Raw genomic sequence first — 25117 nt, 5'->3', positions numbered from 1 at the left:
TTACGCGCCACAGTGCTATTCAACGCTGACGCCAGCGGCAGAGGAGAAGCGCATGTGGATTAACGGAGTGGCACAGGACACCCTTTCTGCCCGCGATCGCGCGGTGCAGTTTGGTGACGGCTGTTTCACCACGGCGGCAGTCAGAGAGGGCCGTATCCAGCTGCTGGAGGCGCATCTGCAGCGTCTGCAGGACGGCTGCCAGCGTTTGCTGATGGCCGCGCCGGATCGCGCCTTACTGGCGGAAGAGATGCGCCGCGCGGCGGCGGGCCAGCGCGAAGCGGTGCTCAAAGTGATCCTGACGCCCGGCGCGGGCGGACGCGGCTACAGTCGCGCCGGCTGCACGCAACCCACGCGTATCATCGCGCTCGCCCCCTGGCCACAGCACTACGCCACGCTGCAGCAGCAGGGCGCGCGGCTGGTGACCAGCCCGGTGCGGCTGGCGCAGAACCCGCTGCTGGCCGGCATCAAACACCTCAACCGGCTGGAGCAGGTGCTGATTCGCCAGCAGCTGGACGCGTGCGACGCTGACGAAGCGCTGGTGCTTGACACCGCCGGGACGGTAGTGGAATGCTGTGCGGCCAATTTATTCTGGCGCAGCGGTGAGGTCATTTTCACGCCGCGCCTCGCGCAGGCGGGCGTTGATGGCATCATGCGTCGTTATCTGCTGGCGCAGCTGGCCCAGGCCGGTCACGACTGCCAGCAGGTGGAGGCCAGCCGAACGGCGGTGTTAAGCGCCGATGAAGTGGTAATCTGTAACGCGCTGATGCCAGTATTACCCGTGCGGCAAATAGACGACGTCACCTTTGCCGCACGTACGCTGTACCAGCAACTGCTCGCCAGTTGCCAGACGATGGAAGCATCATGACCCGAATGAAAAAAATAGTTGCCGGCGCCGTAGTCATCGCTGGCCTGGCTGCCGCATTTAGCTACTGGCAGATTAAACGCTTTGCCGCGACGCCATTAACCATTCACCAGGAAACCCTGTATACCCTGCCGGCCGGCAGCGGTCGCGTGGTGCTGGAAGCGCAGCTGGAGAGCCAGCACATCATTCTGCAAAGCATCTGGTTTGGCCCGTTGCTGAAGCTGGAGCCCGATCTGGCTAACTTCAAAGCCGGGACGTATCGCCTTGAGACCGGCATGACGGTGCGCCAGCTACTGCAGTTGCTGGCCAGCGGCAAAGAGGCGCAATTTCCGCTGCGCTTTGTCGAGGGTTCCCGGCTGAAAGAGTGGCTGGCTGAGCTGCGTAAAGCGCCATACCTTAAACACACGCTGCCGGATGATGAATTTGCCAGCGTTGCGGCCGCGCTTAAGCTTGATGTCAGCCAGCTGGAAGGCGGTTTCTATCCGGATACCTATCTGTATACTGCCAACACCAGCGATGTGGCACTGCTGGAGCGGGCGCACACGCGCATGAACAAGCTGGTGGATGAGATCTGGCAGGGGCGGATGGCCAGTCTGCCGTATAAAACGCCGCAGCAGATGGTCACCATGGCGTCGATTATCGAAAAAGAGACCGGCGTCAGCGAAGAGCGCGCGCGCGTTGCCTCGGTATTCATCAATCGCCTGCGCACCGGTATGAAACTGCAGACCGATCCCACGGTGATCTACGGAATGGGCGACAGTTATACCGGTACGCTGACGCGCAAGGATCTTGAGACGCCGACCGCGTACAATACCTATACCATCAGCGGCCTGCCGCCGGGACCGATTGCCATGCCGGGGCGCGCCTCGCTGGAAGCGGCGGCCCATCCGGAGAAGACCAATTACCTCTATTTCGTCGCGGATGGCAAAGGCGGTCACACCTTTACCACCAATCTGGCCAGTCATAATAAAGCCGTGCAGGTTTACCGGCTGGCGATGAAGGAAAAAAATGAAAAGTAAGTTTATCGTCATCGAAGGGCTGGAAGGCGCGGGCAAAACCACCGCGCGTGAGGCGGTGGTTGCGGTCCTGCATGAGCAGGGCATTGAAGACGTGGTCTTTACCCGTGAGCCGGGCGGCACGCCTTTGGCCGAACAGCTGCGCGTGCTGGTGAAGCAGGGCATTGATGGCGAACAGGTGAGTGATAAAGCCGAGCTGCTGATGCTGTATGCCGCGCGGGTGCAGCTGGTAGAAAACGTCATTAAACCGGCGCTGGCACGCGGTGCCTGGGTGGTGGGCGATCGTCACGATCTTTCGTCGCAGGCTTATCAGGGCGGTGGTCGCGGGCTCGACACCCAGCTGATGACCACGCTGCGCGATGCGGTGCTGGGCGATTTTCGTCCCGACCTGACGCTCTATCTCGACGTCACGCCGGAGATTGGCCTGCAGCGTGCCCGGGCGCGCGGCGAACTGGATCGCATTGAGCAGGAGTCGCTGAACTTTTTTACCCGCACACGCGAACGCTATCAGGCGCTGGCCGCTGCCGATCCGACCATCAAAACCATCGATGCGACACAGCCGATTGATAATGTGACAGCGTCACTCAAAACCGTGCTGCGTCAGTGGCTGGCGGGTCAGGCGGCATGAACTGGTATCCGTGGCTGAACCAGCCATACCGACAGATCATTGCCCGCCATCAGAGTGGACAGGCACATCATGCGCTGCTGATTCAGGCCATCGACGGCATGGGCGACGATGCGCTGGTGTGGGGCGTCAGCCGCTGGCTGATGTGTCAGCAGCCGCAGGGACTGAAAAGCTGCGGCCAGTGTCACGGCTGCCAGCTGATGCAGGCACACACCCATCCGGACTGGTATCGGCTGGAAGCGGAAAAGGGGAAAGCCTCACTCGGCATTGATGCGGTTCGCGACGTCAGTGAAAAGCTGTACCATTTTGCCCAGCAGGGTGGCGCGAAAATTGTCTGGCTGCCGGATGCAACGCAACTGACCGAAGCCGCCGCCAACGCGCTACTGAAAACGCTGGAAGAGCCGCCCGCCAACTGCTGGTTTTTCCTCAGCGTGCGCGAGCCGTCGCGACTGCTGGCCACGCTGCGCAGCCGCTGCATGACATGGCATCTTTCGCCGCCGGAAGAGACGCACAGCCTGCAATGGCTGCAGAAACAGCAGCCGCAGCCGGAAGCGATACTGCGCGCGGCGCTGCGTCTGAGCAACGGGGCACCTGCTGCGGCGCTGGCCTTGTTACAGCCGGACCGCTGGCAGGCACGGCAAACGCTGTGCGACAGCCTGAACAGCGCACTGAGCGGCGATATCCTGCAGCTGTTGCCGGCGCTCAACAGCGACGATGTGGCGGTTCGCCTCGGCTGGCTGCTTTCGCTACTGGTGGATGCGATGAAGGTGCAGCAGGGCGCCAGCAACTGGCTGAGTAATGGCGATCGCCCGGACGTGGTGACGCAGCTGGCGCAGCAGTTCAGCAGCAGCGCGCTGAATGCCAGCGTGCAGCAGTGGCTGCAGTGTCGCGAGCAGCTGCTGCACGTGGCGGCGCTTAATCGTGAACTGATTCTGACCGACCGTCTGCTTGCCTGGGGACGTTTGCTGTCTCCCGCGACGGTCGGCTAAGGGTAAAAGAGAAATTTATGTTTATTGTTGATTCGCACTGCCATCTTGATGGCCTTGATTATGAAACCCAGCACCGCGATCTGGATGACGTGATTGCCAAAGCGGCGGCGCGGGATGTGAAATTTATGCTGGCGATTGCCACCACGCTGCCGGATTACTACAAAATCAAACAGCTGGTCGGCGATCGTGACAACATCGCGCTGGCCTGCGGCGTGCATCCGCTCAATCAGGAAACGCCGTATGACGTGGAAGAGTTTCGCCGTCTGGCAGCGGAAGAGCAGGTGATTGCGCTGGGCGAAACCGGGCTGGATTATTTTTACCAGCAGGAGACCAAAGCGCAGCAGCAGGCCTCGTTCCGTGAGCACATCCGCACCGGCATTGCGCTGGACAAGCCGATTATTGTGCACACCCGCGATGCGCGCGAAGACACGCTGGCCATTCTGCGTGAAGAGCAGGCAGAGCGGTGCGGCGGCGTGCTGCACTGTTTCACCGAAGACAAAGAGACGGCAGCGCAGCTGCTGGATCTAGGGTTCTACATCTCCTTCTCCGGCATTGTGACCTTCCGCAACGCCGAACAGATTCGCGAAGCAGCGCGCTATGTACCGCTGGATCGCATTCTGGTTGAAACCGATTCACCCTATCTGGCGCCAGTACCGCATCGCGGCAAAGAAAACCAGCCGGCCTTCACCCGCGACGTAGCTGAGTATATGGCCGTGGTGAAGGGCGTCGATCTTGAGACCCTTGCGGCCGCCACCACGGAAAACTTCTCCCGCCTGTTTAAGGTGCCGATGAGCCGACTCGGCGGCTAACGCGCTTTATTTCAAACTCTGTAATTAATCTGAAATCACTCATCTGCGCTGCGTGTTTCGCGGCGCAGGCAGTGATTTATTGCTGTTTATAGCAGCAAGTCAGTAAGAAATGACTGAAATTTCAGCGCTGTGTTTGGTGAAACGTGATAGCCGTCAAAGTAACGTGTCGTCATTTATTTTACCCTTCGTAATAAATCAAAAGACGCTCAGCGTCACCCCGGCTAAGGATCCTCCCCCTTTGCCATGCGCACTGCGCTAAAAAATGCACTCATACTCAGGAGCTTCTATGTTCAAGAACGCATTTGCGAACCTGCAAAAGGTAGGTAAATCGCTGATGTTGCCGGTATCGGTTCTGCCGATTGCCGGTATTTTGTTAGGTGTTGGTTCTGCTAACTTCAGCTGGCTGCCGGAAGTGGTTTCCCACGTGATGGCCGAAGCGGGTGGTTCGGTGTTTGCTAACATGCCGCTGATCTTTGCGATCGGTGTGGCACTAGGCTTTACCAATAACGACGGCGTGTCGGCGCTGGCCGCCGTGGTCGCCTACGGCATTATGGTGAAAACCCTGGCTGTGGTCGCGCCGCTGGTGCTGCATCTGCCGGCAGCCGAGATCGAAGCCAAACACCTCGCCGATACCGGGGTGCTGGGCGGCATTATTGCCGGTTCGATTGCGGCCTACATGTTCAACCGCTTCTACCGTATCAAGCTGCCGGAATACCTCGGCTTCTTCGCCGGTAAGCGCTTTGTGCCAATCATTTCCGGTCTGACCGCGATTTTCACCGGTGTGGTGCTGTCCTTCATCTGGCCACCTATTGGTACCGCGATTCAGGACTTCTCCCAGTGGGCGGCCTATCAGAACCCGGTGGTGGCGTTCGGTATTTACGGTGTTGTTGAGCGTGCGCTGGTACCGTTTGGTCTGCATCACATCTGGAACGTTCCTTTCCAGATGCAGATTGGTGAATTCACCAACGCCGCTGGTCAGGTCTTCCACGGTGACATTCCGCGCTACATGGCGGGTGACCCGACTGCCGGTAAACTGTCTGGCGGCTTCCTGTTCAAAATGTACGGCCTGCCGGCTGCGGCTATCGCCATCTGGCATTCTGCTAAACCTGAAAACCGCGCCAAAGTGGGCGGCATCATGATATCCGCCGCGCTGACCTCGTTCCTGACCGGTATCACCGAACCGATCGAGTTCTCGTTCATGTTCGTGGCACCGATCCTGTACGTGATCCATGCCATCCTGGCGGGCCTGGCGTTCCCAATCTGTATTCTGCTGGGCATGCGTGATGGCACCAGCTTCTCACACGGTCTGATCGACTTCATCGTGCTGAGCGGCAACAGCAGCAAAATCTGGCTGTTCCCGATTGTCGGTATCATCTACGGTCTGGTGTACTACACCGTGTTCCGCGTGCTGATCGCAAAACTGAATCTGAAAACCCCGGGTCGTGAAGACACGGCGATGGAGCAGAGCAGCGCGACCGGCAGTGAAATGGCGGGCAAGCTGGTCACGGCGTTCGGTGGCAAAGAGAACATTACTAACCTTGATGCCTGTATTACCCGTCTGCGCGTCAGCGTGGCGGACGTAGCGAAGGTGGATCAGGCTGAACTGAAAAACCTCGGCGCGCGTGGTGTGGTGGTGGCCGGTTCCGGTGTGCAGGCGATTTTCGGCACCAAGTCCGATAACCTGAAAACCGAGATGGATGATTATATCCGCAGTATGTAAGTGACATGACGGCAGGCCGGGCCGGTGCGGTGAAGCGGCGTCAGATCGTAAAGACGCCAACACCATCCCTGGGGCTCGGCCCGCGACATCCCTGTCGCGGGACGCTTTACTCCTCTGCCGCCGCTTCACCGCACTGCAACTTCGGTGCGACAAAACCCCTCATCCGAGGGGTTTTTTATTTTACTGCCGCCAGACACCGCCGGCCGCGCCGCGCCAGCGTGAAAAAGTGATGCAAAGGCAGCCATTTAATGAAGAAAAGTGGTCCTGAGGTTGAAAGAAACGGAATTCCTCACGCATACTGCCTGACTGAACTCAGGCTTAAGGAACTGCACCATGGCTGAAGAAACCATTTTCAGTAAAATCATTCGTCGCGAAATTCCCGCCGACGTGGTTTATCAGGACGAACTGGTCACCGCCTTCCGCGATATCGCGCCCAAAGCGCCTACCCATATACTGATTGTCCCCAACGTACTGATTCCGACTGCCAACGATGTGCAGGCGGCGCATGAGCAGGCGCTGGGCCGCATGGTCACCGCCGCCGCAAAAATTGCCCGTGATGAAGGCATCGCCGGGGATGGCTATCGCCTGATCATCAACTGCAACCGTCACGGTGGGCAGGAGGTTTACCACATTCATATGCACCTGGTCGGCGGACAGCCGCTGGGCCCGATGCTGGCCATCTAACCTCAGGCGGACCTTGTGATGCGTCAATGGCTGAGCGGCTTGCTGTTGCTGACCCTGGTGGGCTGCAGCAGCGATAAGCCGATGATCAACACCTCCCAGTCGCTGGTGATGGAGTCTGCCGTACTGTCGGCGGGCATCATCACCGATGAGCCCGCGCTGACCAGCCGCGACGGCCAGCAGCGCGCCGCCAGCGTGCTGCAAAATCTGCGTGAAACGCCGGTCACCGTGCACTATCGTTTCTACTGGTACGATGACAAAGGGCTGGAGATTGAGCCGCAGGAGCCGGCGCAGACTCAAACCGTACCGGCGCACGGCAGCGTAGAAGTGGCCTCGCAAATGGGTAACCCGACCGCCAGCAAGGTGCGTCTCTATCTTTATCTTTGAGGAGTAACCTGTGATTCGCAGTGTACAACGTTCCGGCGCGCTACTGTTTGCGCTGATGCTCACCGGTTGTGTGGTGAAACAACAAACCCCGGCGCCGGTTGAACCGACGCAGCCGACCACACCAACCCAGCCAGAGCAACCGCCCGCGCAGCCGGTGCCGCCGCCGCAAACTGTGCCGCAGCCGCCGAAGCTGAAAACCATCAACTGGAACGCCAGCGTCCAGCCGTTAGTCGCCAATATGGTGCAGTCGGCGGGCGTCAATCCGGGCAGCGTGCTGCTGGTGGATCGCATCAAAAACAGCACCAACGGCTCGCTGCAAACGGAAAAAGCCACGGCAGCGATTGAGAACGCGCTGGCGAATAACGGCAAGTTCAGCCTGGTCTCAAACGATCAGCTTAATCAGGCGAAGCAAACGCTCGGCCTGTCGCCAGAGGATAGCCTCAACTCGCGCAGCAAAGCGATTGGCCTGGCGCGCATCGTCAACGCGCAGTATGTGCTGTACAGCAACGCGCAGGGCGATGTGAAAGCCCCTGCGCTGCAGATGCAGCTGATGCTGGTGCAGACCGGCGAAATCATCTGGTCGGGCAACGGCGTTGCACAACCCTGATCCCCGGCTGCAGCATCTGGTTCAGCAACAATGGCCGACGGCGCAAGCTGCCGGTCATTTTTTCGCGCTGCCAGGACTGAGCGGTAACAGCGTGCAGGTACGCAGCGAGCAGGGCGATCTGCTGGCGCGCCGGACGCCGCCACAGCCCATCCCGTTTGTCAATCGCCAGCGCGAATACCGCATCCTGCGTCAGCTGCGTGCCACGGCGCTGGCGCCGCAGCCGCTGGCGTGGCAGGCGCCGTGGCTGCTGCAGCGCTGGCTGCCCGGTGAGGTGCTGTCGCCGGATCAGTTCAGCGCGCAGCGCGCAGCGGTGCTGACGCTGCTGCTGCGCCTGCATCACCAGCCGCTGACCGGTTATCGCTTACGGCTGGCGCCGTTGCTGCAGCGCTACTGGCAGCTGTGTCAGCAGCGGCACTGGCGCTGGCAGCGGCGCTTAAACCAGTTGCTGCAGCGCGGTGAACCGTCGCCGCTGCGGCTGGCACCGCTGCACATGGACGTCCATCCCGGCAATCTGATTGCCACGCCGGATGGCCTGCGTTTAATTGACTGGGAATATGCTGCGGATGGCGACGTGGCGCTGGAGCTGGCCGCTGTCGGCGCGGTGGATGGTGTACAACACGATCACTGGATAACCGACTATGCCGCCGAGGCGCGGCTGTCGGCAACGGCGCTGCGGCGTCAAAGCCGGCGCTGGCAGCCTTGGCTGCAGCTGCTGATGGCCAGCTGGTATCAGCTGCGCGCCGAGCAGAGCCATGACCAAACATTGCAACGGCTGGCGCAAGCCAGCTGGCAGGATCTTTAATTCAGGAACCGAAACATGACGATGACAACGCCCGGACCGCTGATGCTGGACGTCGAAGGCTACGAGCTGGACGCCGAAGAGCGCGAAATTCTGCAACATCCGCTGACAGGCGGACTGATCCTGTTCGCCCGCAACTTCCATGATGTTGCGCAGCTGGCGGAGCTGGTGCGCCAGATTCGCGCGGCGTCGCGCAACCGGCTGCTGGTGGCGGTCGATCAGGAAGGCGGGCGCGTGCAGCGCTTCCGCGACGGTTTTACTCAGCTGCCGGCGATGCAATCCTTCGCCGCGCTGCATGACATGGCGCGCGCCGGCGAGCTGGCGCAGCAGGCCGGCTGGCAAATGGCGGCGGAAATGATCGCCATGGATATCGATATCAGCTTTGCGCCGGTGCTGGATATCGGCCACATCAGCGCGGCCATCGGCGATCGCGCTTTCCACGCCGATCCGGTGATTGCGCTGCAGATGGCGCGCCAGTTTATCCACGGCATGCACGAAGCCGGCATGAAAACCACCGGCAAGCACTTCCCGGGCCACGGCGCGGTCAGCGCGGATTCGCACAAAGAGACGCCGCGCGACACGCGCGATGCGGCCACGCTGCGCCAGCACGACATGGCAATCTTCCAGCAGCTGATTGATGAGCAGCTGCTGGATGCGGTGATGCCCGCGCATGTTATCTATACTGAAGTGGACCCGCTGCCGGCCAGTGGTTCGCCTTACTGGCTGCAAACGGTGCTGCGGCAGGAGCTGGGCTTCAACGGGGTGATCTTCTCAGACGATCTGTCGATGGAGGGCGCGGCGGTGATGGGCAGCTATGCGGAACGGGCTCAGCAGTCGCTGAATGCCGGCTGCGATATGATCCTGGTGTGCAATCAGCGTGCTGGCGCGGTGAGCGTGCTGGATAATTTGACGCCGATCCAGGCGACGCGCGTCACGCAGTTATACCATCAGGGACGTTTTGACCGTCAGAGTTTGCAGGCCAGCGAGCGCTGGCGGCAAAATCAGCGTCAGCTCAGTGACCTGCAGGATCGCTGGCTGGCGCACAAAGCGTCGGGCAGATAATCGCCGCTGCCCGGATCTCACTCCACGCTGAGGATAATCATGATCATCTATCTGCACGGTTTTGATTCCAACAGTCCGGGCAACCATGAAAAGGTGCTGCAGCTGCAGTTTATTGACCCGGACGTCAGACTTATTAGCTACAGCACCCGCCATCCGAAACACGATATGCAGTTTCTGCTGAAAGAGTGCGACAAACTGCTCCAGCAGGGCAGCGATGCGCATCCGTTGATTTGTGGCGTCGGCCTGGGCGGCTACTGGGCGGAACGCATCGGCTTCCTTTGCGGCATGCGCCAGGCGATATTCAATCCCAACCTGTTTCCCGATGAAAACATGGAAGGCAAGATCGACCGGCCGGAAGAGTATCTTGATATCGCCACCAAATGCGTCAGCAACTTCCGTGAAAAGAACCGCGACCGCTGCCTGACCATTTTGTCACGTCACGATGAAGCGCTGGATAATCAGCGCAGCGCGGCCGCATTGCACCCGTACTACGAGATCGTGTGGGACGAGGAGGCCAGCCACAAATTCAAAAATATTGCCCCGCATCTGCAACGCATCAAAGCGTTCAAAACCCTTGCCTGAGTGCTGCTGCGCCGTGTGATGCGGCGCACAAAACGTGTAACATTCTGATAATGCAGTGCAAAGATTGATGTACATCAATTTTCTTATGTCCGGATGATTATGCCGTGCTATTCTGCCCTCAGCTCGCGATTAAATGTCGCCAACCCTATGTTTATTAAGGTTTTATATAACCATTAATTAACTTTTGGTTTACAACTTTGAGGGGGTCTTCATTGACTACAAGCATGGAAAAAATCGTCATCGTCGGTGGCGGTGCCGGAGGGCTGGAGCTGGCAACACAGCTCGGCCATAAACTCGGCCGCAAAAAAAAGGCGGAGATCATCCTGGTCGATCGTAACCACAGCCATCTGTGGAAACCGCTGCTGCATGAAGTGGCGACCGGTTCGATGGATGAAGGGATTGATGCGCTCAGCTATCTGGCGCATGCGCGCAACCACGGTTTCCAGTTCCAGCTGGGTTCGCTGACGCAAATTAATCGCGACACAAAAACCATTGAACTGGCGGAGATCCGCGACGCGGAGGGTGGGCTACTGGTACCGCAGCGCGAACTGGCGTATGACCGTCTGGTGATGGCGCTGGGCAGCACCTCGAACGATTTCGGCACGCCAGGCGTGAAAGATCACTGCATCTTCCTCGACAACCCGCATCAGGCGCGTCGGTTCCATAATGAGATGCTCAACCTGTTCCTGCGCTTCTCTGCCAGCGAAGGGCAGCTGCAGAAAGTCAATATCGCCATTGTCGGCGGCGGCGCGACCGGCGTCGAGCTGTCGGCAGAACTGTATAACGCAGTGAAACAACTGCACAGCTACGGCTATAAAGGTCTCGACAGCAGCGCGCTCAACGTTACGCTGGTGGAAGCCGGCGAGCGTATTCTGCCTGCGCTGCCGCCGCGCATCTCCGCAGCGGCGCATCAGGAGCTGAGCAAGCTTGGCGTGCGCGTACTGACGCAAACCATGGTCACCAGCGCAGCAGCCAACGGTCTGAATACCAAAGGGGGCGAATTCATCGAAGCCGATCTGATGGTGTGGGCGGCGGGTATTAAAGCGCCAGACTTCATGAAAGAGATTGGCGGGCTGGAGACCAACCGCATTAATCAACTGGTGGTCAAAGAGACGCTGCAGACTACGCTGGACGACGATATTTACGCCATCGGCGACTGCGCCTCCTGCGCGCTGCCAGGCGGCGGATTCGTGCCGCCGCGCGCGCAGTCGGCGCACCAGATGGCGTCGCGAGCACTGGAAAACATCCTCGCCCAGCGCAAAGGCAAGCCGCTCAAAGCCTACGTGTATAAAGATCACGGCTCGCTGGTGTCGCTGTCCCGCTTCAGTACCGTCGGCAGCCTGATGGGGAACCTGATGCGCGGTTCGATGATGGTGGAAGGGCGTATTGCGCGTTTTGTCTACATCTCCTTGTACCGTATGCACCAGATTGCGCTCCATGGATACTTCAAGACCGGTCTGATGATGCTGGTCGGCAGCCTCAACCGCGTGCTGCGTCCGCGTCTCAAACTGCATTGATGGCTGGCGGGCGGTCATCCCCGCCCGCTGCGTGCCCGGCTGCCGTAACCGGCTGATTGCCGTTCAATCAGCGCCAGGTTACGGCGCAATGACACTGCCGCTCAGAACTCTCCTAAAAGCTGGTCCTGCTGGCTTTCCGCTGCGTTTCCTCCATTAATCTGATGTTGCATTTTCGGACCATCTGTAAAACTTATGCCAACGAACACGGCGCGGCGCGCACGCCGGTTATGCCTCGGTAACCCGGGATCGGGTTGCGGCAGGAATGCGCGGTAACAACTTCAGGAGGACATTCCTGTGAATAAATCAATGTTAGCGGGTATTGGAATCGGCGTAGCAGCAGCGTTGGGCGTGGCCGCCGTCGCCAGCATGGATGTGTTTGATCGTGGCCCGCAGTATGCTCAGGTCCTTTCGGCAACGCCAATCAAAGAGAGCATTAAGCAACCGCGTCAGGAGTGCCGCAACGTTACCCTCACGCACCGTCGTCCGGTGCAGGATGAGAACCGCATCGCCGGTTCCGTACTGGGTGCCGTGGCCGGTGGGGTGATTGGTCACCAGTTCGGCGGTGGCCGCGGCCGGGATATCGCGACCGTAGCCGGTGCGCTGGCAGGCGGCTACGGCGGTAACCAGGTGCAGGGTGCGCTGCAGGATCGTGACACTTACACCACCAGCGAGCAGCGCTGCAAAACCGTGTACGATAAACAGGAAAAAATGCTGGGTTATGACGTGACCTATAAAATAGGCGACCAGCAGGGCAAAATCCGCATGGAGAATGACCCTGGCACCCGCATCCCGCTCGACCGTAATGGTCAGCTGATCCTGAATTCGAATCAGGCCTGATTGGGCAAAGCTACTTCACAGCAGCAGTAACAAAAAAAGCGCCGCAAGGCGCTTTTTTTTATGCTCTGGCTACAGCACCGTAGGCAGCAGCGCGTCGCATAGCGCTGCTGCGTAACGGCTGGGCGATTAAACCCGGTTCTTCGCCAGCTCGGCGACGAAATTCTGCACCCATTCCATGCGCGTTTTGCGTTCGCTCAGATCGCGGGTGAATTTCAGTCGTGTCGGGCCATCCAGCTTCCACTGCTTCGCATCTTTCTGCAGCAGGCCGATCAGCCAGCCGGGATCGACCTGATTCTGCGGCGCGAACTCAAAGAAGCCGCCTTTTTCGCTGGCTTCGATTTTACGCAGCCCCAGCTGGCGCGCCACCAGGCGCAGCGCGGCGATATCCAGCAGGTTGCGCGCGGCGTCGGGCAGCTTGCCGAAGCGGTCAATCATCTCAATTTTCAGCTCGGCCAGCTCCTGTTCATCGGCCGCACTGGCGATGCGTTTATACAGCGACAGGCGCGTATTGACGTCCGGAATAAAATCATCCGGCAGCAGGGCAGGCATGCGCAGCTCAATCTCGGTCTGATTGCTGGTGAGATCTTCCAGCGACGGTTCACGTCCGGCCTTGAGTGCATCCACCGCGTTTTCCAGCAGCTCCATGTAGAGCGTGAAGCCAATGGTCTCCATCTGACCGCTCTGATCTTCACCCAGCAGTTCACCGGCACCGCGAATCTCCAGATCGTGCGTCGCCAGCGCAAAGCCAGCGCCCAGATCTTCCAGCGAGGCAATCGCTTCCAGTCGCTTCTGGGCATCGGTGGTCATCGCTTTCGGGTGCGGCGTCAGCAGCCAGGCATAGGCCTGATGGTGCGAACGGCCGACGCGGCCACGCAGCTGATGCAGCTGCGCCAGACCGAAATGGTCGGCGCGCTCAATGATGATGGTATTGGCGCTCGGCACATCGATCCCGGTTTCGATGATGGTGGTGCACACCAGCACGTTGAAACGCTGGTGGTGGAAATCGTTCATCACCCGTTCCAGATCGCGCTCGCGCATCTGACCGTGGCCGATGGCGATGCGCGCTTCCGGCACCAGCTCGGCCAGCCGCTGCGCTGCTTTCTCGATGTTCTCGACGTCGTTGTAGAGATAGTAAACCTGGCCGCCGCGCAGCACTTCACGCAGGATCGCTTCGCGCACCACCAGGCTGTCATACTCGCGCACGAAGGTTTTCACCGCCAGACGGCGCGCCGGTGGCGTGGCGATAATCGACAGATCGCGCATGCCGCTCATCGCCATGTTCAGAGTACGCGGAATCGGCGTTGCGGTGAGCGTCAGAATATCGACGTCAGCGCGCATCGCTTTGATGCGCTCTTTGTGACGCACGCCGAAGCGATGCTCTTCATCGACGATCAGCAAACCGAGATCGCGCCACTTCAGATCGCTCATCAGCAGCTTGTGGGTGCCGATCAGAATATCAATTTTGCCCTCGCTGGCCTGCTCCAGCACCTGCGCCTGCTCTTTGGCGCTGCGGAAGCGCGACAGCATCTCAATGCGCACCGGCCAGTTGGCGAAGCGGTCGCGGAAGTTGTCGTAATGCTGCTGCGCCAGCAGGGTAGTTGGCACCAGCACCGCCACCTGTTTGCCGTTCTCCACCGCAAGGAAGGCAGCGCGCATCGCCACTTCGGTTTTACCAAAGCCAACATCGCCGCACACCAGGCGGTCCATGGCCAGCGGCTGGCACATATCGCTGAGCACGGCGTTAATTGCCTGCGCCTGATCCGGCGTGGTTTCAAACGGGAAACCTTCGCAGAACAGCTGATACTGCTCGCGGTCGTGCTTAAAGGCAAAGCCGGCCTTGGCCGCGCGCTGGGCATAGATATCCAGCAGCTCAGCGGCCACGTCACGGACTTTCTCCGCCGCTTTCTGGCGCGCGCGTGACCAGGCATCGCTGCCCAGTTTGTGCAGCGGCGCATTTTCATCGGCACCGCCGGCGTAACGGCTGATCAGATGCAGCGATGACACCGGGACGTAAAGTTTGGCATCGCCGGCATAGGAGAGCATCAGATACTCAGCCACGATACCGCCGGCTTCCAGCGTGGTCAGGCCGATGTAGCGGCCCACGCCGTGTTCAAGATGCACCACCGGCTGCCCCGGGTGCAGCTCGGCGAGGTTGCGAATCAGTACGTCCGGATTGATGGTGCGGCGATTGTCCTGACGGCGGCGGCTGACGCGCTCACCCAGCAGGTCGCTTTCGCAAATCAGCGCGCGCTGGCGCTGGGTGTCGATAAAGCCGCGCTCGCTGGCGCCAATCATCAGGCTGTAAGGCTGCCCATCGGCCTGCTCGAAGCGATCGATCGGCTGCGGGCGCAGTTTGATGCGGGACAGCAGCTCCTGCAGGCTCTCGCGGCGACCTTCGCTTTCTACTGAGAAAATCACCTGACCGGTAAACTGTTCGAGGAACTGACGCAGCAGATCGAGCGGCGCTTTGGCCTGCGCCTGCACCGTCAGCTCCGGCAATGGCTGATAGCCCAGATTACTGTTCGCGGCTTTCTCCGGCAGCGTTTCAGCGCTGAGCTGCATGCGCGGCCAGTTTTTCAGCTCGCTCAGCAGCGCATCCGGGCGCAGCCACAGCGTGGCCGGTTCCAGCAGCGGGCGCATAGGATCGATGCGACGATTTTCATAGCGTGCGTTAGCATCCTGCCAGAAACGTTCAGCGCTGGCGTGCAGATCGCCGCTGTTCAGCACCAGCGTGCTGGCGGGCAGATAGCTAAACAGGGTAGGCAGTTCCTGCTCGAAAAACAGCGGCTGCCAGTACTCAATCCCGGCCGGCAGCGTGCCTTTGCTCACCTGCTGATAGACGTGCTCGGGTTCGCGCCGCACGTCGAAGGTTTCACGCCAGCGGCTGCGGAACAGCTCAATGGCCGCTTTGTCGGTGGGAAATTCATGCGCCGGCAGCAGGTTGATGGCGCTCACCGCCTCCAGCGTGCGCTGTGAGTCGACGTCAAACAGGCGCAGGCTGTCGATCTCATCATCAAAGAAATCGATGCGGTAAGGCTGATCGCTGCCCATCGGGAACAGGTCGAGCAACGCGCCGCGCGTCGCGTACTCGCCATGCTCCATCACCTGATCGACATGGCGATAACCGGCCTGCTCCAGCTGGTCGCGCAGCGCATCGCGCGACAGCTTCTGGCCCTGCTGCATCACCAGCGCATGGCCGTGCAGGAAGCTGTGCGGGCAAACGCGCTGCATCAGCGTGTTAACCGGCAGAATCAGCATGCCGCGCGTCAGGGTGGGCAGCTGGTACAGGGTGGAGAGACGGGCGGAGATAATGTCCTGATGGGGCGAGAAGCTGTCGTAGGGCAGCGTTTCCCAGTCAGCAAGATTGGTGACCGGCAGATCGGTAAACTGTCTGATCTCCTCCTGCAGTCGCAGGGCCGATTGCATATCCGGGGTAATCATCAGCACCGGACCGTGGTGGCGTTCGGTGATGCTGGCACACTCAACCGCCTGCGCGGCGCCGACCAGCTGGCCGAGCTGACGATGGTCGCCTGCTTTTGCAGGCAGGGTATAACGACGCTGTTCCGACATAAGGTCCGACATTCTCTCCTCAGTTTCCAGGGCGTCATCATTCCACATTCCGCCGTGAGGATCATCTCTCCTTTCTGAGTTTATGTCAGGGCGCATGAATGCGCACCTTACATCAGCGGCACCCTGAAGGGCCGCCAGTATGGCCAGTTGCCAGGTCGTCATTGATGGCGACCTGGCCGCGTCACGTTATTTACTGGATTGCTGTGTGTAGTGCATGCGTGGACGATCCACATTGGCCCATGACAGCTCGCGCTCGACATGGTAGCTGTTGTTGCCATCGTCCCACTTCACATAATAACCGGTTAGCGCGTCTCCCTGCTCAAAGACATTGACCACTTCGCCTTTGATCTCGCCAGATTTATGTTTAACGATACTGCCTTTAGGAAACCTGCTCATGGTAAGAACCTCCGTACTGCGCTTACTGTGATGCGAAAACCGGTACTGCAAGCTAAGTCTAACCCACCTGCTGATGAATAATCGTACTAATAGCGTCACTATTTTGTCGTAATTTTGTGCATTGTCGCGCAGCAGGACGCATTTTGACGCAACTTTGCAACTGACTCAGCGGGTTAGAGGTTTCATAAAGCAGACGGCTCCTTTATCATCGCTCTACTTAATTTTGGGCAACGGCCAAGACGGATCTCATGTATCAACCAGTCGCGTTATTCATCGGTTTGCGCTACATGCGTGGACGTGCTTCAGACCGTTTCGGTCGTTTCGTCTCCTGGCTCTCGACTATTGGTATCACGCTCGGCGTGCTGGCACTGGTGACGGTGCTGTCGGTGATGAACGGCTTTGAGCGCGAGCTGGAAGGCAACATTCTCGGCCTGATGCCGCAGGCGCTGGTGACCAGCGACACCGGCAGCATCAATCCGCAGCAGATGCGCGCACAGGATCTCAAACTGCAGGGCGTGACGCGTATTGCGCCGCTAACCACCGCAGATGTGGTGTTGCAGAGTGCGCGCAACGTGTCGGTGGGCGTGATGCTGGGCATCAATCCTGACGAACCGGATCCGCTGACGCCTTATCTGGTCAACACCCAGCAGAGCGTGCTGCAGCCGGGCCAGTATAAAGTCATTCTCGGTGAACTGCTGGCCTCGCAGCTGGGCGTGAAGCGCGGCGATCAGCTGCGCCTGATGGTGCCATCGGTCAGTCAGTTTACCCCAGTGGGGCGCGTGCCGAGCCAGCGCATCTTTACCGTTGCCGGTACCTACGCAGCCAATAGCGAAGTCGATGGCTATCAGATTCTGGTGAACCAGCAGGATGCCTCGCGCGTGATGCGCTATCCGCTCGGCAACATTACCGGCTGGCGCCTGTGGCTGGATAAGCCGCTGAATGTCGATGCGCTCAGCCAGCAGCCGCTGCCGCAGGGGCTGACGTGGAAAGACTGGCGCGAACGCAAGGGCGACCTGTTCCAGGCGGTGCGCATGGAGAAAAACATGATGGGGCTGCTGCTCAGCCTGATCATTGCCGTGGCCGCCTTCAATATCATTACCTCGCTGGGCCTGCTGATCATGGAGAAGCAGGCGGAAGTGGCGATCCTGCAAACCCAGGGCTTAACGCGGCGGCAAATCGTCGCGGTATTTATGGTGCAGGGCGCCAGCGCCGGTATTATCGGCGCGCTGCTCGGTACGCTGCTGGGCGTGCTGCTGGCCAGCCAGCTCAACAATTTAATGCCGGTGATCGGCCTGTTCCTTGATGGCGCCGCGCTGCCGGTAGATATCAATGTCTGGCAGGTGATCACTATTGCGCTGGTCTCGATGGCCGTGGCGCTGCTCTCTACCCTCTATCCGTCATGGCGCGCTGCCGCCGTTCAACCCGCTGAGGCTTTACGTTATGAGTAATACCCCTTTGTTGCAGTGTCGTGACCTGTGCAAACGCTATCAGGAAGGCAGCGTGCAGACCGATGTGCTGCGCAATGTGGCTTTTAGCCTGCAGCCGGGCGAACTGACGGCCATCGTCGGCAGCTCCGGCTCCGGCAAAAGTACCTTACTGCACCTGCTGGGCGGGCTGGATGCACCGACCTCCGGTGACGTGGTGTTTGACGGGAAATCGCTTAACGCCATGTCGTCGGCGGCCAAAGCAGAGTTGCGCAACCGGGAACTCGGCTTCATTTATCAGTTTCACCATTTGCTGCCGGACTTCAGCGCGCTGGAGAACGTAGCCATGCCGCTGTTGATTGGCAAAACCGGCAAAGCCGAAGCGGAAGCGCGCGCACGCGAGATGCTGGCGGCGGTTGGTCTGGAAAAGCGCGCGGCGCACCGGCCTTCTGAGCTGTCGGGCGGTGAGCGTCAGCGCGTGGCGATTGCCAGGGCGCTGGTGAACCGGCCGCGGCTGGTGATGGCCGATGAGCCCACCGGTAATCTCGATGCGCGCAACGCCGATGCCATTTTTGAACTGCTCGGCGAGCTCAACGTGCAGCAGGGCACCGCGTTTCTGGTGGTGACGCATGACCTCAACCTGGCGAAGCGCCTGAGCCGTCAGATGGAAATGCGCGACGGCCAGCTGAGCGATCACCTGACGCTGGGAGCGATCTGATGGCGTCCTCTTTATCCCTGCTGCTCGGGCTGCGCTTCAGCCGCGGCCGGCGGCGCGGCGGCATGGTGTCGCTGATCTCCATCATCTCGACCATCGGCATTGCGCTTGGCGTGGCGGTGCTGATCATCGGGCTGAGCGCGATGAACGGTTTCGAGCGGGAGCTCAACAACCGCATTCTGGCCGTGGTACCGCACGGCGAAATTGAGGCGGTTAACCAGCCATTTCGCAACTGGCAGCCGATGATTGCGCCCATCGAACAGGTGCCAGGCATCGCCGCGGCGGCGCCTTACGTTAACTTTACCGGATTGATTGAGAGCGGTGCGAAGCTGCAGGCGCTGCAGGTGAAGGGCGTTGATCCGCAGCAGGAGCCGCGCCTCAGCGCGCTGCCGCGTTTTGTCAGCGGCGATGCCTGGTCGCAGTTCAGCGCCGGCAGGCAGCAGATCATTCTGGGCGGCGGCATCGCCAAATCGCTCAACGTAAAGCAGGGCGACTGGATCACCATCATGATCCCGAATAATGATGGCGAGAACAAACTGCTGCAGCCAAAACGCATTCGTCTGCAGGTGAGCGGTATTCTGCAGCTGAGCGGCATGCTGGATCACAGTCTGGCGCTGGTGCCGCTGGCCGATGCGCAAAAGTATCTGGATCTGGGCGACAGCGTCAGCGGCATTGCGCTGAAGATGAGCGATCCGTTCCAGGCACAGAAGCTGGTGCGCGATGCCGGCGAAGCCACCCACTCCTATGTCACCATCCGCAGTTGGATTGGCACTTACGGCTATATGTATCGCGATATCCAGATGATTCGCGCCATCATGTATCTGGCGATGGTGCTGGTGATTGGCGTGGCCTGCTTTAATATCGTGTCGACGCTGGTGATGGCGGTGAAGGACAAGAGCAGCGATATCGCCGTACTGCGCACGCTGGGGGCGAAAGACGGCCTGATTCGTGCCATCTTTATCTGGTATGGCCTGCTGGCCGGGCTGCTGGGCAGCGTCAGCGGTGTGGTGGTCGGCGTGCTGGTGGCGCTCAATCTGACGCCGGTAATGCGCGTAGTGGAGCACCTTACCGGGCATCAGCTGCTGGCGGGCGATATCTATTTTATCGACTTTCTGCCGTCCGAGCTGCACTGGCTGGATGTGGCCATCGTGCTGGCAACGGCGATTGGCCTGAGCCTGATTGCCAGCTGGTATCCGGCGCGGCGTGCCAGCCGCATCGATCCTGCCCGCGTGCTGAGCGGTCAGTAAAGACAAAACACGCAGCCGCCTTCGCGGCTGCGCACATTTTCAGCGTCTGCGGCATGCAGCCGTCATACCCAGCCGCTATTATCGGGTCTGAGTAACCCGGAAAACACCCGCAGCGCGGCGTTCAGCGCCGCAGATTAAGGAGCCTTTATGCGCCAACCGCGCCGCCGCCTTCGACTCGCCCGCTACAAAAAGAACCGCCGCAAAGTGCATCAGCGCTTTCGCCAGCGCATCTTTGAGCGCGATCGTCAGGTCGAACTTGCCGCCCATCCGCAGCCGCACGTGGTGGTGCTGACCGGTGCCGGAATTTCGGCAGAATCCGGCATCCGCACCTTCCGCGCGGAAGATGGCCTGTGGGAAGAGCATCGCGTGGAAGATGTGGCGACGCCCGAAGGCTTTCGCCGCGATCCGGCGCTGGTGCAGGGGTTCTACAACGCGCGCCGGCGTCAGCTGCAGCAGCCAGAAATCCAGCCTAACGCGGCGCACAAAGCGCTGGCCGAACTGGAGCAGGTGCTGGGCGATAATTTCCTGCTGGTTACGCAGAATATCGATAACCTGCACGAGCGCGCCGGTAGCCAGCGCGTGCTGCATATGCACGGTGAGTTACTGAAGGTGCGCTGTGAGCACAGCGGTCAGGTGCTGGCGTGGACAGAGGACGTCGGTCCGGACGATCGCTGTACCTGCTGCCAGTTCCCGTCGCGGCTGCGTCCACACGTGGTGTGGTTTGGTGAAATGCCGCTCGGCATGGAGGAGATTTATCAGGCGCTGGAACAGGCCGATCTGTTTATTGCCATTGGTACCTCAGGCCACGTCTATCCGGCGGCAGGCTTTGTGCACGAGGCGAAACTGCAGGGGGCGCACACCGTGGAGCTGAATCTGGCCCCCAGTCAGGTCGGTAACGAATTCGCTGAAGCGCATTACGGCTTAGCCAGCGAAGTGGTGCCCGAATTCGTGCATACTTTTTTGCGCGGCTTGTATAAATAGTCAGCGTACTGCGCGTTTCCCCTCATCCCGGCCTTCTCCCGGCGGGAGAAGGGGAAAAACGCGCCGGACTGAAACTCAGGCTGAATCCAGTACGGTCTTTCCCACAGGCCGAATCCAGCATGAATGAACCCTCTCCCAATGCCGAATCCTGCACAAATGAACCCTCTCCCTCTGGGAGAGGGCAGGGTGAGGGCCAGGCTGCACAACCTCCACCTCAGAACCTCACCGTCCCGCTTTCAGCTTCTGGAACAGCGTTTCGTACTGCACGCTGGCGGCACCGACATCGTTCTGCCACTCGCCGTTTTTGATCACTTCAGCCGGCGGATAGAGTGACGGATCGCTGGCCACCTCGGGCGGCAGCAGCTTTCTTGCCGCCAGGTTGGGCGTCGGATAACCGATGGTTTCTGCCACTTTAGCCGCCACATCCGGGCGCAGCAGGAAGTTAATCAGCTTCAGCGCGCCCGCTTTATTTTTCGCATTCGCCGGGATCGCCAGGTTATCCATCCAGAAAATCCCGCCCTCTTTCGGCCAGATAATCTGCAGCGGCGTGCCAGCCTGGCGCGCCACCCAGGCGGAGCCATTCCAGATCATGCCGACGTTGACTTCGCCTTCCATAAACGGATTGCCGGGATTATCCGAGTTGAACGCCAGCACGTTCGGCATCAGCTTTTTCAGCTCTTCATAGGCGGCTTCAATCTGTTTTGGATCCTGCGTATTACCGGAGTAGCCGAGCTTGCGCAGCGCCATCTGGAACACTTCACGCGCGTCATCGGTCAGCAGCAGGCTCTGCTTATACTGTGGTTTCCACAGATCGGCCCATTGGGTCAGGGTTTTCGCATCCACCTCGTCGGTATTCACGCCAATCGCCGTTGCGCCCCAGATATAGGGAATGGAATAGTCGTTGTTCGGATCAAACGGCTTGTTCAGCAGGTCGGGATCGAGGTTGCGGAAGTTGCTCAGCTGTGACTTGTCGATCTTCTGCAGCATGCCCTCGTTGCGCATTTTGGCGATGAAGTAGGTCGACGGCACCACCAGATCGTAAGCGCCTGCTTTCCAGGTTTTCAGCTTGGCGTACATGCTTTCATTGGATTCATAGGTGGAATAAATCACTTTGATGCCGGTCTCTTTGGTGAACTGCTCCAGCAGCCCGGGCGGCACATATTCGGTCCAGTTATAGAAGTAAAGCGTGTTGTTGTCATCCGCCTGAGCGCTTTGCATACCCAGTGCCAGCGCCCCAGCCGCCAGCCAGTGAGACCACTTTTTCATCGGTTATCCTCTATTTGGTTTTATCACGCAGCAACAGCTGACTGGCTGCCACCAGCAGCAGCGACAGCAGCATCAAAATGGTAGCCAGCGCGTTCACCTCCGGCGACACGCCCACTTTCACCATGGAATAAATTTTCAGCGGCAAAATTTCGAAGCCGGGACCGGTGACAAATGACGACACCACCACATCATCCATCGACAGGGTGAAACTCAGCAGCCAGCCCGCGGCCACTGCCGGCAGCGCCAGCGGCAGCAAAATCTTGCGCAGAATAGTCACTTCGCTGGCGCCGAGATCTTTTGCCGCCTCCAGCATGCGCACGTCAAAGCCTTTCAGGCGCGAATAGACGGTAATCACCACAAACGGCAGGCAGAAAGTGATGTGGGAAAACAGCAGCGACCAGAAGCCGAGCGAAATCCCCAGCAGCATAAACAGCACCAGCAGCGAAATCGCCATCACGATATCCGGCGACATCATCACCACAAATAGCATACCGCTGACAAACGGCTTGCCGCGAAAACGGTAGCGGTACAGCGCCACGGCGGTGAGCGAGCCGATTAGCGTCGCGCAGCTGGCCGACAGCACGCCCATGATCAGCGAATGCTGCGCCGCCTGAATCAGACTGTCGTTATTGACCAGCAGGCGATACCACTGGGTGCTGAAGCCCTGCCAGTTGATGCCGAAGCGCGAGGCATTGAAGGAGTTGACGATCAGGATGATGATCGGAATGTAGAACCAGGCATAAATCACGGCCATGAAGCCGTAGCGTAATCCGCGCGCCATCATTGCAATTCCGCCTTGTGATTCAGCAGACGCGCTGCGCGCCAGTAAACCAGCAGCATCAGCCCCATCAGCAGCGTCATGACAATGCTGGTGGCGGCACCAAACGGCCAGTCACGAATATTGAGGAACTGGCTTTTGATTACGTTACCAATCAACAGATTCTTTGCTCCGCCCATTAAATCCGCTACGTAGAACAGCCCCATCGCCGGGATAAATACCAGTAGCGCGCCGGCAACGATACCGGGCAGGGTCAGCGGCAAAATGATACGGATGAAGGTCTGTAGCCTGCTGGCGCCAAGATCGCGCGCCGCTTCCAGGCAGGATTTGTCCAGCTTCTCAAGGCTGGAGTAGAGCGGCAGCACCATAAATGGCAGCAGAATATAGATCAGTCCGAGGATCACCGCTTCCGGGGTAAACATGATGCGAAACGGCTTGTCGATGACGCCGAGCCACAGCAGAAATTCATTGAGCCAGCCGCGCGTGCTGAGAAAAATTTTCAGACCATAAATGCGAATCAGAGAGTTGGTCCAGAACGGCACAATCAGCAGAAACAGCATCAGCGGGCGCATACGCGCTGGTAGTCTGGTCAGGCACCAGGCAAAAGGGTAGCCGAGCAGCAGGCAGCACAGCGTGGCGATGCAGGCCATGTTGAGTGAGTGCAGCAGCACGTCGGCATACAGCGGATCGAGGAGCCGGCCATAGTTGTTCAGGGTGAACACCATGCTGACAAAGTGCGCGTCGTCGCGCGTCAGAAAACTGGTGACGAAGATCATCAGATTCGGCAGCAACACGAACAGCGTCAGCCAGCCGACGATCAGCGCCACAATGGCTTTCTGCAGACGATTACGCATCCGTTTCATACGGCAGCACCACCTCCCAGTTTGGCACCCAGCTGACCGCCATTTTCTGGTTCAGCGAGTGGTCAAAATCCGGATCGTCCTCATTAAAGAACTCGCTGACGGTGAGCAGCTTGCCGTTCTCCAGCTCAACGGTGGATTCCAGCGTCATGCCTTTATAGTTGCGCTCACGCACGTAGCCGATCAGGTTTTCGCTGCGGCTGTCGTGATCAATCTCCTCGACGCGCAAATCTTCCGGCCGCAGCAGCACATGCAGCCGGTCGCCGGGTTTGACCGGGAACGGGCAGTGAATATCGCACTCACGGCCTTCGACGCGCGCCCGTACCTGCGGCGCGTGCGTGCTGCCGATCACTTCTGCATCAAACACGTTGATTTCGCCAATGAAGCGCGCCACAAACAGGTTCGCGGGCTCTTCGTAGATCTCGCGCGGCGTGCCGTCCTGCTCGATGCGCCCGTCGCGCATCACCACAATGCGGTCAGACATGCTCAGCGCTTCTTCCTGATCGTGCGTGACAAACACAAACGTGATGCCCAGCTTGCGCTGCAGCGCTTTTAGCTCGTTTTGCATCTGGCGGCGCAGTTTGTAATCCAGCGCGGAGAGCGACTCATCAAGCAGCAGCACTTTGGGCCGGTTGACCACTGCGCGCGCAATCGCCACGCGCTGCTGCTGGCCGCCGGAGAGCTGGTGCGGCCGGCGCGCGGCAAAGCTTTCCAGCTGCACCATCGCCAGCGCCTCGTTGACGCGCTGCGTCAGCTCTGCCGCCGGGGTTTTCTGCATGCGCAGGCCAAACGCGACGTTTTCAAACACCGACATGTGCGGAAACAGCGCGTAACTCTGAAACACGGTATTGATATGGCGATGCTCGGCGGGCGTTTCAGTGATGTCGCTCTCATCCAGATGGATACGTCCGCTGTCGGCGTTTTCCAGCCCGGCGATCAGGCGCAGAATCGTGGTCTTACCGCAGCCGGAGGGGCCAAGCAGGGTGATAAATTCGCCATGACCGATGGTCAGGTCGAAATCCGGGATGATGGTTTTGCCATCGAAAGCTTTACTGATGCCAGAAAGCGTAACCAGCGCCTGCTGCGCGCGTGTTTGCGTCATTTTAGTCACTCAGTCTGATGAGAATCAGGTTACAGCATAGCCGCCGGCGACAGCTTGCCGTGATGAAGGGCGCGATAATACCTGAAAAATGCGCCATTGCCATGTTCAGACACGGAATAACCTTGAAAAGTCTGCAAATTGCTGGAGTATGCTCATCGGGCCAGCCGGACGGGTGGCTGGCAGGGCGAATTTCAGCGCACGATTGGGCTGAGAGGGCTAACCTGAAGGATAATGATTTGACGCAACATGGCGATAATCAGGCCCCATGATAATAATGCAGGTTCT

Annotated in this window: 24 protein-coding genes; 18 read left to right on the top strand and 6 right to left on the bottom strand. The window is 59.4% G+C overall.

Annotated elements, in window-relative coordinates:
• The first annotated feature begins 52 nt into the window (after window positions 1–52).
• The 14 genes from pabC (at window position 53) to C1Y43_RS02455 (ending at window position 12493) form a co-directional block, all read left to right on the top strand.
• Window positions 53–865, top strand: a complete 813-nt coding sequence (pabC, locus tag C1Y43_RS02520) for an aminodeoxychorismate lyase (protein ID WP_104186877.1) — start codon at window positions 53–55, stop codon at window positions 863–865.
• Window positions 862–1881, top strand: a complete 1020-nt coding sequence (gene mltG / locus C1Y43_RS02515; protein WP_104186875.1) for an endolytic transglycosylase MltG — start codon at window positions 862–864, stop codon at window positions 1879–1881. The genes pabC and mltG overlap by 4 nt, the downstream gene beginning before the upstream one ends.
• Window positions 1871–2506 (top strand): dTMP kinase, encoded by a 636-nt coding sequence (tmk, locus tag C1Y43_RS02510; RefSeq protein ID WP_104186874.1) that lies wholly within the window; start codon window positions 1871–1873, stop codon window positions 2504–2506. The genes mltG and tmk overlap by 11 nt, the downstream gene beginning before the upstream one ends.
• The gene (holB, locus tag C1Y43_RS02505) at window positions 2503–3492 is read left to right on the top strand and encodes a DNA polymerase III subunit delta' (protein ID WP_058769631.1); all 990 of its coding nucleotides are present in this window, start codon (window positions 2503–2505) and stop codon (window positions 3490–3492) included. The genes tmk and holB overlap by 4 nt, the downstream gene beginning before the upstream one ends.
• A gap of 17 nt (window positions 3493–3509) precedes the next feature.
• Window positions 3510–4301 (top strand): metal-dependent hydrolase, encoded by a 792-nt coding sequence (locus tag C1Y43_RS02500; protein ID WP_104186872.1) that lies wholly within the window; start codon window positions 3510–3512, stop codon window positions 4299–4301.
• A 286-nt stretch (window positions 4302–4587) separates the two neighbouring features.
• Window positions 4588–6021, top strand: coding sequence for a PTS glucose transporter subunit IIBC (gene ptsG / locus C1Y43_RS02495; protein ID WP_021506398.1), 1434 nt, complete (start codon window positions 4588–4590; stop codon window positions 6019–6021).
• Between the two features lie 333 nt (window positions 6022–6354).
• Window positions 6355–6705: a purine nucleoside phosphoramidase gene (hinT, locus tag C1Y43_RS02490; RefSeq protein WP_058759480.1), complete on the top strand. Its 351-nt coding sequence runs from the start codon at window positions 6355–6357 to the stop codon at window positions 6703–6705.
• Between the two features lie 18 nt (window positions 6706–6723).
• Entirely contained in the window at window positions 6724–7089 is a 366-nt protein-coding gene (locus C1Y43_RS02485; protein WP_021506396.1) for a YcfL family protein, read from the top strand.
• Window positions 7090–7099: 10 nt separating this feature from the next.
• Entirely contained in the window at window positions 7100–7696 is a 597-nt protein-coding gene (gene lpoB, locus C1Y43_RS02480) for a penicillin-binding protein activator LpoB (RefSeq protein ID WP_021506395.1), read from the top strand.
• Complete coding sequence (gene thiK, locus C1Y43_RS02475; RefSeq protein ID WP_104186870.1) at window positions 7683–8498, top strand: thiamine kinase; 816 nt, start codon at window positions 7683–7685, stop codon at window positions 8496–8498. Before lpoB ends, thiK begins: the two co-directional genes overlap by 14 nt.
• Window positions 8499–8513: 15 nt before the next feature.
• Entirely contained in the window at window positions 8514–9557 is a 1044-nt protein-coding gene (gene nagZ, locus C1Y43_RS02470; protein WP_104186868.1) for a beta-N-acetylhexosaminidase, read from the top strand.
• A gap of 39 nt (window positions 9558–9596) precedes the next feature.
• A complete protein-coding gene (gene ycfP, locus C1Y43_RS02465; RefSeq protein ID WP_021506392.1) occupies window positions 9597–10139 on the top strand; it encodes an alpha/beta hydrolase YcfP in 543 nt (180 codons plus the stop codon).
• Window positions 10140–10351: 212 nt separating this feature from the next.
• On the top strand, window positions 10352–11656 hold the full coding sequence (locus tag C1Y43_RS02460) for an NAD(P)/FAD-dependent oxidoreductase (RefSeq protein WP_031279261.1): 1305 nt from the start codon (window positions 10352–10354) through the stop codon (window positions 11654–11656).
• 294 nt (window positions 11657–11950) lie between these two features.
• Window positions 11951–12493, top strand: coding sequence for a glycine zipper 2TM domain-containing protein (locus C1Y43_RS02455; protein ID WP_031279257.1), 543 nt, complete (start codon window positions 11951–11953; stop codon window positions 12491–12493).
• 126 nt (window positions 12494–12619) lie between these two features.
• Here the strand turns inward: C1Y43_RS02455 and mfd are convergent, their stop codons facing one another.
• The gene (gene mfd / locus C1Y43_RS02450; protein ID WP_104186867.1) at window positions 12620–16063 is read right to left on the bottom strand and encodes a transcription-repair coupling factor; all 3444 of its coding nucleotides are present in this window, start codon (window positions 16061–16063) and stop codon (window positions 12620–12622) included.
• Between the two features lie 186 nt (window positions 16064–16249).
• A complete protein-coding gene (locus C1Y43_RS02445; RefSeq protein WP_021506388.1) occupies window positions 16250–16459 on the bottom strand; it encodes a hypothetical protein in 210 nt (69 codons plus the stop codon).
• 248 nt (window positions 16460–16707) lie between these two features.
• On the opposite strand from C1Y43_RS02445, the gene lolC reads away from it, so the two are divergent.
• From lolC to cobB, 4 genes are all read left to right on the top strand, one after another.
• Window positions 16708–17907, top strand: a complete 1200-nt coding sequence (gene lolC / locus C1Y43_RS02440) for a lipoprotein-releasing ABC transporter permease subunit LolC (protein ID WP_021506387.1) — start codon at window positions 16708–16710, stop codon at window positions 17905–17907.
• Window positions 17900–18601: a lipoprotein-releasing ABC transporter ATP-binding protein LolD gene (lolD, locus tag C1Y43_RS02435; RefSeq protein WP_021506386.1), complete on the top strand. Its 702-nt coding sequence runs from the start codon at window positions 17900–17902 to the stop codon at window positions 18599–18601. The genes lolC and lolD overlap by 8 nt, the downstream gene beginning before the upstream one ends.
• Complete coding sequence (gene lolE / locus C1Y43_RS02430; RefSeq protein ID WP_021506385.1) at window positions 18601–19845, top strand: lipoprotein-releasing ABC transporter permease subunit LolE; 1245 nt, start codon at window positions 18601–18603, stop codon at window positions 19843–19845. Before lolD ends, lolE begins: the two co-directional genes overlap by 1 nt.
• A 147-nt stretch (window positions 19846–19992) precedes the next feature.
• Entirely contained in the window at window positions 19993–20826 is an 834-nt protein-coding gene (cobB, locus tag C1Y43_RS02425) for a Sir2 family NAD+-dependent deacetylase (protein ID WP_010617227.1), read from the top strand.
• A gap of 222 nt (window positions 20827–21048) precedes the next feature.
• On the opposite strand, the gene potD is transcribed toward cobB, so the two are convergent.
• The 4 genes from potD to potA are packed head-to-tail and all read right to left on the bottom strand — an operon-like array spanning window position 21049 to window position 24832.
• A complete protein-coding gene (gene potD, locus C1Y43_RS02420; RefSeq protein ID WP_088517713.1) occupies window positions 21049–22092 on the bottom strand; it encodes a spermidine/putrescine ABC transporter substrate-binding protein PotD in 1044 nt (347 codons plus the stop codon).
• Between the two features lie 10 nt (window positions 22093–22102).
• On the bottom strand, window positions 22103–22876 hold the full coding sequence (potC, locus tag C1Y43_RS02415) for a spermidine/putrescine ABC transporter permease PotC (protein ID WP_088517712.1): 774 nt from the start codon (window positions 22874–22876) through the stop codon (window positions 22103–22105).
• Window positions 22873–23724, bottom strand: coding sequence for a spermidine/putrescine ABC transporter permease PotB (potB, locus tag C1Y43_RS02410; RefSeq protein WP_104186865.1), 852 nt, complete (start codon window positions 23722–23724; stop codon window positions 22873–22875). Before potB ends, potC begins: the two co-directional genes overlap by 4 nt.
• Window positions 23717–24832, bottom strand: a complete 1116-nt coding sequence (potA, locus tag C1Y43_RS02405; RefSeq protein WP_104186863.1) for a spermidine/putrescine ABC transporter ATP-binding protein PotA — start codon at window positions 24830–24832, stop codon at window positions 23717–23719. The genes potB and potA overlap by 8 nt, the downstream gene beginning before the upstream one ends.
• Between the last annotated feature and the right edge of the window lie 285 nt (window positions 24833–25117).

It is taken from the genome of Pantoea sp. ICBG 828 (genome assembly GCF_002928355.1).
GTDB lineage: Bacteria > Pseudomonadota > Gammaproteobacteria > Enterobacterales > Enterobacteriaceae > Pantoea > Pantoea dispersa.
This window is presented reverse-complemented; position numbering and strand designations above follow the sequence as displayed.